This window comes from Ascidiaceihabitans sp. (assembly GCF_039986515.1).
Taxonomy (GTDB): domain Bacteria; phylum Pseudomonadota; class Alphaproteobacteria; order Rhodobacterales; family Rhodobacteraceae; genus Ascidiaceihabitans.
Window position 1 is genome coordinate 26892 of sequence record NZ_JBDWQO010000002.1, and the last position, 8026, is coordinate 34917.

Below are 8026 nucleotides of genomic sequence, written 5' to 3' on the forward strand. Positions count from 1 at the left end.
TACACCGTCTTGCTTTCGACTTCATCGCCGCATTTTAGACAACGAGCGCTATTTCTTAAAATCTTTCTCAATTTGCACCTAACATCTTTAGTCCGTATCCATCTCGGTCCAGAGCCTGAAAATCGCATCTGCATCGAAGTGTTGTTTGTAGTCATTGAGGGAAAATGGCGAGTAACCCGGATCGAATATGACGGCTCGGTCACTGTCTTAGCTGACCGCTTTCAAGGAAAACGCTTCAACAGTCCCAACGATGTAGTTGTCCGATCCGATGGTACGATCTGGTTCAGTGACCCGGCTTATGGGATCGAGTCCGACTACGAGGGGTTTCAAGCCGAACCGGAATTGGATGGCGAACACGTCTACCGCCTTGACCCCAATACAGGCGGCATCACACAGGTGACGACCGATTTTTCCTGCCCAAACGGGCTTGCCTTCTCGTTGGATGAACAAACGCTTTACATCGCCGATAGTGGCGGAACCCGTTATCCGAGCGGCGAACATCATATCCGTGCGTTTTCGGTTAGCGCGGGTGGTGCGCTTTCAGGAGGCGAGGTTTTTGCAGAATGCGAGCAAGGCGTGTTCGATGGTTTCCGCCTTGATACTCTGGGCCGCATCTGGACAAGCGCGATGGACGGCGTTCATTGCTACCACCCGGACGGAACGCTTTTGGGTAAAATATTTGTTACCGAGGAGGTTTCGAATGTCTGTTTCGGGGGGCCGAAACGCAACCGCCTGTTCATCACGGCGTCCACAAGTGTTTACCCGACAGAAGTTGCGTTTCTCGCCGGACAAGTTGCGATTCACGCCGGACGGCACAAAATAGGAAAGTTGGTTGGGGTGGTAGGATTCGAACCTACGGTAAACGCTACCAAAAAGCGTTGCCTTACCAACTCAACGGTCCACCGAGATTGTCTCCGCTAGCCCAAAGCGAGGTATCAACTCGATTGCAGTCTCAAATTGGTCTTGAAAGCTAACCAAACGGGCAGATCAGCAAGCTTATGCTCCAAATCTGCACTCTTATGGTCTACTGACAAATGTTTGAAAATGGCAGGGGCACAAGGACTCGAACCCTGGACCTACGGATTTGGAATCCGCCGCTCTACCAACTGAGCTACGCCCCTACTGGCCGCAGTAGATATGCGGGGTGTTTTTCTTTTGCAAGTCCGTTCTCAGGCTACTTTGACTTTTTGTTCCAGATGCGGCCAGACCTCTTGCATCCAGCGTACGGCAAAGGCGGGTGACTTGTGCCCTGTATCCTCTGTTTCCCGAGCGTTTGCGCAGGCATATTCGTTTTTCGTCAATATCCCTTTGGTGATCGTGTCTTCGGGTTGGCGGATAAATTCTATTCCAGCCGATGCGCTGACGTCTTCCAAAGCTGACCATAATCGGTCTCGCCACTGAATTGTTCCGTGAATTGCGCCGGGATAGTGATGCAACACACGCTGCTTTTTGCGCAAATTAACCACACCTTCCGTTGTCAGGGGCCCCGGCACAAACAGAACGCGGTCCCCTTCCCGCGCAAAGGCTTGCGCCATGCGGAACGCCCGTGTCTCACGCACGAATTCCTCGGCAGACGTCTGCAAAACGCGGCGGCTTGGCAGATCGCCGTGGGTGTGGGCCCAATCCAAAAGCGGGCCGAAAAAATCGGGCATGCGCAAACGTGCGCCATAAAACACCAATGTATCAAAATCACCCGGCGCAATGCGGTCGCGGCCTTTGGCGTTGATGGTTGTCGCCATGTCTTTGGCGGTGCCTGTCGCACACATAGCGCCATCTGATAAATAGATGCCACGAAACGCAGGCCCCGTGGCGCCCCAAAATTCTACATCGATACCGTTCGGGACAGTTGTCAGCCCTTCTTTCAATGCGCTTTGCAGACTCCCCAACTGGCTATCGCCGATAAAACAAAGGCGTGTGACATCAGGCTGCGAAGGCATTCAAAAGCTCCTCTTCGCATTTGATGTCATCCGTGGATGCCATAACAGGCACCGCGCGGGTCATAGAGGTGGCATGGGCGGCACCAAACACACGCGCCTGATCCGCAAAGAAATGTTTCATCACCGTCGCCACCCCTTCGGATTCCACCGACCGCATGTTGGGCGCAAAAAACATACCGCGGAAAATAGGATGCGTGATAATTTCATAAGACGGGAAATAGTCCACGTGCTGCATGTCATCCGCCACCATTCCTGCCACGCCGCGCAATACAGATTTGGAATATTGGGTGGCTGTCAGAACGTGTTTACCAGACGCCGTGGCCGTCAAAGGCACGGGCGAGACCGTCAGCAACACCTTCAAACGCTTGTTCTTGCGCCGCAGAAGTTTCATGGCATCCGATAAGGCCGCAAACGCCATACGCGTGTTGGTGTTTACGAACTTATGGCGGGTGTCATCAAAGGTGCCTGCCACGGTGCCGGGGCAAATGGCGTATTCGATGCCAGTTTCGATGTTTTGCCATTTTTCCGTCAGGCCAAGAGTGAACACAAATACGTCGGCCTCTTCGACGGCGCGGCGCAAAGCCGCAAAAGTAATGCTGCGCGATGCAAGGGCTTCGTCAGCGCTTTCAAAACCATCTGGTTCGATCGCAGGGCGCAAAGGATCAAAAAACCGCCCATTGCGTTCCCATACTTCCGTCGGGTTTTCGCGCACCCCATAGGCCAGTTGCAACCACTGCAACAGCATCGCGGGGGTGTAGATGTTGCCGGTGCGAAAGCTGAACACACCGTAACCGGCATCACGCCCTTTTTGACCATGCATATAGGGCGGTGCCGGTTCGCAGTCGTGCCAGCTGTATCCCCGATCTGCCAAGGCACGCCCGATGTGCTGCGCGAAGCACGAGCCAGCCGTCACGATTTTATGCTTGGGCTTGATCGCAAACTTTGGCGTCCACAAACCGGACAGCCCATGGGCACCCGGTTCTGCAACTGCGCTTTTCCAATAGGCTTCTCTGCCCAAATTCTCATAGGGATTTGTCACGTATCGCCTGCCTTTGCTCAATCTTTGGCGACTTTTGGCGTCACCTTAAGACAAAGTTAACGGCAGCAGAGCAATCCACGCAAGACTTGCCAGAATGTCCCCGCAACAACGCAGCAACGGTGTGGCGAAACTGCCCGACCTTGTTATCAGGCGGCGGGACGCACCGCAGAGAATGCAGGGCTTTCAACAACCCCTAGGTCAAACAACTTGGATATTTCACGATCCGGCAACCCCACAACATCGCCAAGAATTTCTTCAGTGTGCATCCCCAACGCCGGGGCAGGTTGCGCAGCTTGACGTGGCATTTGTGAATACTGCACCGGACTTTGCGGAACAGGAAACGTGCCAAGCCCCGGTTGATGAAGCATGTCAAACATCGGGTTTTCGGTGCTAAGATCGGGATCATGTGACAAGGCCTGCCGCGTTGTGCGGAACTCCGACCACGTCAACCCTGCTGCGTTGAAATCTTCGGCAAACTCCGCAACCCTGCGGACGGCGAACCAAGGCTTCAAGATCGCTGTGATGTCATCGCGCAGCGACCAGCGTGTTCCTTCATCCATCAGATTGGCCCCGTGCCGGGTTGATAGATCCTGCATCTGGGCTTGCGTTCCTGTGGCCTTCACGATCCCACGCCACTGGCGGTCAGTCAGTCCGATAATCATCACCCGTTTGCCATCGGCACAGACAAAATCCTGTCCATACGCCCCATAAAGCGCATTGCCTGCTTTGCTCCGTTCATCGGCGTTCATCACAGCGTCACCGATCATACCGAGATGGCCAAGCGTCGCCGCAGCAACGTCTTTCAATGCCAGTTCCACGTCTTGGCCAACACCCTGCCGCAGGCGGTGCCGTTCAGCCGCCAACAAGGAAGACACACACAAGTTTCCAGCGATCAAATCCCACGCAGGCAAAGCATTGGCCACCGGATCGGCGCTGCCTTGTGGCCCTGTAATGTGCGGTATGCCCAACGCAGGGTTCACAGTGTAATCCACTTGCGGTCGGCCATGGCGATCGCCGGTCAGCGTCACCATGATCAGGTCTTTGCGATACTGACTTAGCGTTTCATGATCCATCCAACCGCGCACACGAAGGTTGGTCAGAAACAACCCCGCGTCCTCGCCGGGGGCGGTGATGATCTGGGTGATCAACTCGCGTCCGCGGTCTGACCTCATATCGACAGCAATGGATTTTTTGCCCTTGTTCATTCCGGCCCAAAACAGACTTTGACCCGAAGGGGCGACAGGCAACCGCCCCGCATCCAATCCGCCGCCAATGCGGTCAAACCGGATCACCTCAGCCCCCATTTGCGCCAGCGTCATTCCCGCCAAAGGCACAGCCACAAAGGCGGAGCCTTCGACAACGCGCATACCGTTCAAAATGCCGCTCATACCGTGCCCTCCCAGATTGCTGTGGCTTGCATGCATTGATGCCCGCCAGTGCCTGTCACCATGGACAGCGTTTCGGGATCATCTTGGGTTGCCATGATCTCTAGCGTTTCTCCCGCGAACATCGGATGCACACCGCGAAAGTCGAAATGTTGCGGCATACGCCCTTTGTGCGCGGCTGCCGTTTGCATGAGTAACGTCGCTTGCAACGGCCCATGCACAACCAGCCCGGGGTAATGTTCAACGTTCTGCGCATACGGCAGATCATAATGGATGCGGTGCGCGTTAAAGGTCACGGCGGAATACCGCATCAACAAGGTCTCGGATGTGCTGCGCGTGGTGTGCACATCGGGCTTGGACGGCATGGCCCGTTTCTTTGGCGGTGTGTAGCTGTCCGGAATAGCCAGATAGACAATGTCTTGTCGTTCACTGATCGCCAAACCGCTTTCACCGTAAATGGCGTGATCAATAGTGACAAATACCATCGGTCCGGCCGCGCCGGTTTTTTCCGAAACCGACCGGATTGAGGATCGCTTTTCCAAGCGCTCACCCACCCGCAGCGGTGCGCCAAATTGCAAAGCGCCACCAGCCCACATCCGGCGATCCAGACGCACAGGCGGCAAAAACCCACCTAAGTACGGATGCCCATCGGCCCCCAATTCGGACATCGGGGTTGTGGGCGGAAAGGCGCACCAGTGCCACAACGCAGGCAAAACATCGCCTTGTACGGGGGCTGCATCACGTGGATTGCCCAGTGTGGCATGAAGTTGTGCGGCAAGCTGTTCCGAAACACCCCCTCTTTGGGTATCTGTGCGGCCTTCCCATGCGGTCAAATTCACCTGATCCATACTTTGCCTCCTTCTGCGTACCCCTTCAGATGGACCAAGTTTTGCAAATTAATCAAGTAATATTAATGACTTAACTGAATACCACAGTATACCGGGCCGCATTTATGCACATGCAGCAATCGCGCGACAGACTGATACAAAAAGGTTATTTCGTCTTGCTTTTGCACATGCAGCATTCCCGCTAATGGCGAAAGAATCTGGGCATACAACCGCATACGACGCTGATTTGACCTGAAAGGCCCCCTAAAGCGCCAATAACGTCGGAATGTCAGCCCCTGCAATGGCCTCGTGATGCGCGTTGATTTTGTCCATTGGCCAGTCCCACCACGCCAGCGTCAGCAGGCGTTCAACAACATCCTCTTCGAAGCGCAGCTTTATCACTTGGCCGGGGTTTCCAACCACAACGGCATAGTCGGGAACATCACCGCCAACCACAGCCCCAGCCCCCACAATGACACCGTTGCCCAAGTGCGCCCCCGGCAACAGGGTGCATCCGTCCCCCAACCAGCAATCATGGCCCACCACAGTATCGCGTTTCTGGACAAAGCTGTCGCGGTAACGACCGATGGTGTCGGCGTTGAAAATCGGGAACGGAAAAGTAGACGCACCATCCATCGCATGGTTCGCGCCATGTGTGATGAAACGCGTGCCATGGGCGATCTGGCAAAACTTGCCGATGCGCAAACGGTCTTTGGCGCCTTCAAACAGATAAGGGGCCAATCGTGCCGCATATCCGCTTGGGTCCGGCAGTGGATCGAAGGTGCTGAAATACGTATAGTCACCAACTTCGATATTGGAATGGGTCAATGCATTGCGCAAAAATACCGTGCCCGGCCATGGCGTGCCATCGGGTAACGTGACGGGAAAAAGCGCGTCTGGATCAGGTAGCATGTTGGCTCCGGTGTTGGGTTATGCCTGTTTAGCATCCGCCCCCAGACGCAACAGCCCCCATCCCGCCAAGGCCAGACAACCCGCACAAAGAACGGTGCGGATTTGATTAAAGACCTGCCACCTGGGCGAATAATCGGTCCATATCTGCGCTGCGGTCTCAGCATCGACGGTATGAGGCACCAAAGCCAGCGCTTCGTTCATCGGCACATTCTGGCTCATGGTCAAAACCATTCCCCCCGCAACATAGAGCCCCCCTGCCCCCGCAAATATCCACGCCACGTCGCGGTACCCTGCCCGCCATGCCAAAAACGCTGTGAGCGCGGCATAGAAAGGTGTTCCAAAGAAGGTCACAGCAAAAACTTCGTTGCGCACAGACGCATTCATACCCTGCATTGCAGTGATTGCGACGTTTGGGTCAATTTGATCCAGCCCCCACATGGTTGAACACACCCAAGCGTAAAAAAACCCGAAAACTGCGCCAAAGGACACAAGGGAAAGAAGCGCGGAAAACCGAAGAAGCATAATGTGAACCCTTTTGAAGCCTTGCATGTGATACGCAAGCAATGGCGTGTTCCGTCGCTGAAATATGTTGCCAAACTTCACGTGGTGACAGACGCAATGCCTATGCTACCCTTAAACCACGTCAACGCTTGTATTGGATTGTCCCATGCCCCGGCCCGAATTGTCGCCCAACACCTTCGGTGCTGTTCTTGGTCTGGTGGCCTTTGCAATCTTTTCCACACATGACCTGATCATCAAACAATTGGGTGGGGCCTATTCGGTCTTTCAGATCGTCTTTTTCACCGCCCTGTTCAGCTTTCCCATCATCACCCTGGTGTTGATGCGGGATCACAAAGCCAGCACCTTGCAACCGCGCCACCCCTATTGGATGGGGCTGCGATGCATCAGCGGGGCGGCGTCTGGTCTGTGTGCGTTTTACGCCATCACGCAATTGCCATTGTCACAGGTCTATGCGTTCATCTTTGCAGCACCTTTGATCATCACCTTGCTGGCGATCCCCGTATTGGGCGAAGTCGTAAGACTGCGGCGGGGGGTGGCGATTGGCGTCGGCATGATTGGCGTTTTGATCGTATTGCAGCCCGGTGCCAGCCCGCTTGAGGCCGGACACATCGCAGCGCTGGTTGCGGCCTTTGCAGGGGCCATGGTGTCCATCATCACCCGCAAGATTGGCAAGGACGAACGCGGGGTCGTCATGATCATGTACCCTATGATGACGAACTTGATACTGACAGCAATGGTTCTGCCATTTGTCTATGTGCAAGTGCCGTTGCACGACATGGGGTTACTGGCGTTGGATTCGTTTCTGGTGCTGATCGCAATGGCGCTACTGGTGGCGGCTTACACCCGTGCGGATGCGATGGTTGTGGCCCCGATGCAATATTCGCAAATGATTTGGGCGACCTTGTTCGGGATTTTCCTGTTTGGGGAATATCCCACATGGTCGACCTATCTGGGGACGATTGTGATTGCGCTTTCGGGCTTTTACATCCTGCGCCGCGAAGCAACCAGCGATGTGTCCAGCACGACGCCTGTGTCCAAGACCCGCACCCGCATCGGGCATGTGGCATCTCTACGCGTCGGACATGTTCTGCGGCGCAACAGAACCAAAGGCATGGACTGAAAAAGGCCGCCCCGGTGTATGGGGCGGCCTTTCTTTGGTGCCTCAGTGAGAGGGAGTGGGTTCTCGCGCATCTGGCGATATGCTGCCACCCACCAATTGTCCGGGCTTATGCCCGCACAACTCACTCAGTAATTTTAGAAACCACGCCAGCGCCGACTGTGCGGCCGCCTTCGCGGATCGCGAAGCGCAGGCCTTGCTCCATCGCGATAGGCGCGATCAGCTCAACGTCGAACTTCAGGTTGTCGCCCGGCATAACCATTTCCGTGCCTTCTGGCAGCGCAACT

The 8026-nt window shown here is 55.2% G+C and carries 8 protein-coding genes, 1 tRNA gene and 1 pseudogene; 2 read left to right on the plus strand and 8 right to left on the minus strand.

The features are described from left to right. Window positions 1-9: 9 nt before the first annotated feature. Window positions 10-921 (plus strand): SMP-30/gluconolactonase/LRE family protein, encoded by a 912-nt coding sequence (locus ABJL60_RS00310; RefSeq protein ID WP_348376072.1) that lies wholly within the window; start codon window positions 10-12, stop codon window positions 919-921. A 124-nt stretch (window positions 922-1045) separates the two neighbouring features. Here the strand turns inward: ABJL60_RS00310 and ABJL60_RS00315 are convergent. The 7 genes from ABJL60_RS00315 to ABJL60_RS00345 all read right to left on the minus strand — a co-directional run bounded on the left by ABJL60_RS00315 (window position 1046) and on the right by ABJL60_RS00345 (window position 6622). Continuing rightward, window positions 1046-1121: transfer RNA gene (locus tag ABJL60_RS00315), tRNA-Trp, on the minus strand. Window positions 1122-1169: 48 nt separating this feature from the next. Further along, window positions 1170-1937, minus strand: a complete 768-nt coding sequence (locus tag ABJL60_RS00320; protein WP_348376073.1) for a hypothetical protein — start codon at window positions 1935-1937, stop codon at window positions 1170-1172. Next, window positions 1921-2976, minus strand: a complete 1056-nt coding sequence (locus tag ABJL60_RS00325; protein ID WP_348376074.1) for a GSCFA domain-containing protein — start codon at window positions 2974-2976, stop codon at window positions 1921-1923. The genes ABJL60_RS00320 and ABJL60_RS00325 overlap by 17 nt, the downstream gene beginning before the upstream one ends. Window positions 2977-3122: 146 nt before the next feature. Continuing rightward, window positions 3123-4364, minus strand: coding sequence for a CoA transferase (locus ABJL60_RS00330; protein ID WP_348376075.1), 1242 nt, complete (start codon window positions 4362-4364; stop codon window positions 3123-3125). Continuing rightward, window positions 4361-5209 carry a MaoC family dehydratase N-terminal domain-containing protein gene (locus ABJL60_RS00335; RefSeq protein WP_348376076.1) on the minus strand — a complete coding sequence of 283 codons (849 nt, stop codon included), beginning with the start codon at window positions 5207-5209 and terminating at the stop codon, window positions 4361-4363. Before ABJL60_RS00335 ends, ABJL60_RS00330 begins: the two co-directional genes overlap by 4 nt. 243 nt (window positions 5210-5452) lie before the next feature. Beyond that, entirely contained in the window at window positions 5453-6100 is a 648-nt protein-coding gene (locus tag ABJL60_RS00340; RefSeq protein ID WP_348376077.1) for a CatB-related O-acetyltransferase, read from the minus strand. Window positions 6101-6118: 18 nt separating this feature from the next. Next, entirely contained in the window at window positions 6119-6622 is a 504-nt protein-coding gene (locus ABJL60_RS00345) for an anthrone oxygenase family protein (protein ID WP_348376078.1), read from the minus strand. 145 nt (window positions 6623-6767) lie between these two features. Between ABJL60_RS00345 and ABJL60_RS00350 the strand changes: the two genes are divergently transcribed. Beyond that, window positions 6768-7742: a DMT family transporter gene (locus ABJL60_RS00350; RefSeq protein WP_348376079.1), complete on the plus strand. Its 975-nt coding sequence runs from the start codon at window positions 6768-6770 to the stop codon at window positions 7740-7742. Between the two features lie 121 nt (window positions 7743-7863). Here ABJL60_RS00350 and tuf read toward each other — a convergent pair. Beyond that, a pseudogene (gene tuf, locus ABJL60_RS00355) lies at window positions 7864-8026 on the minus strand (elongation factor Tu); the annotation flags it as partial.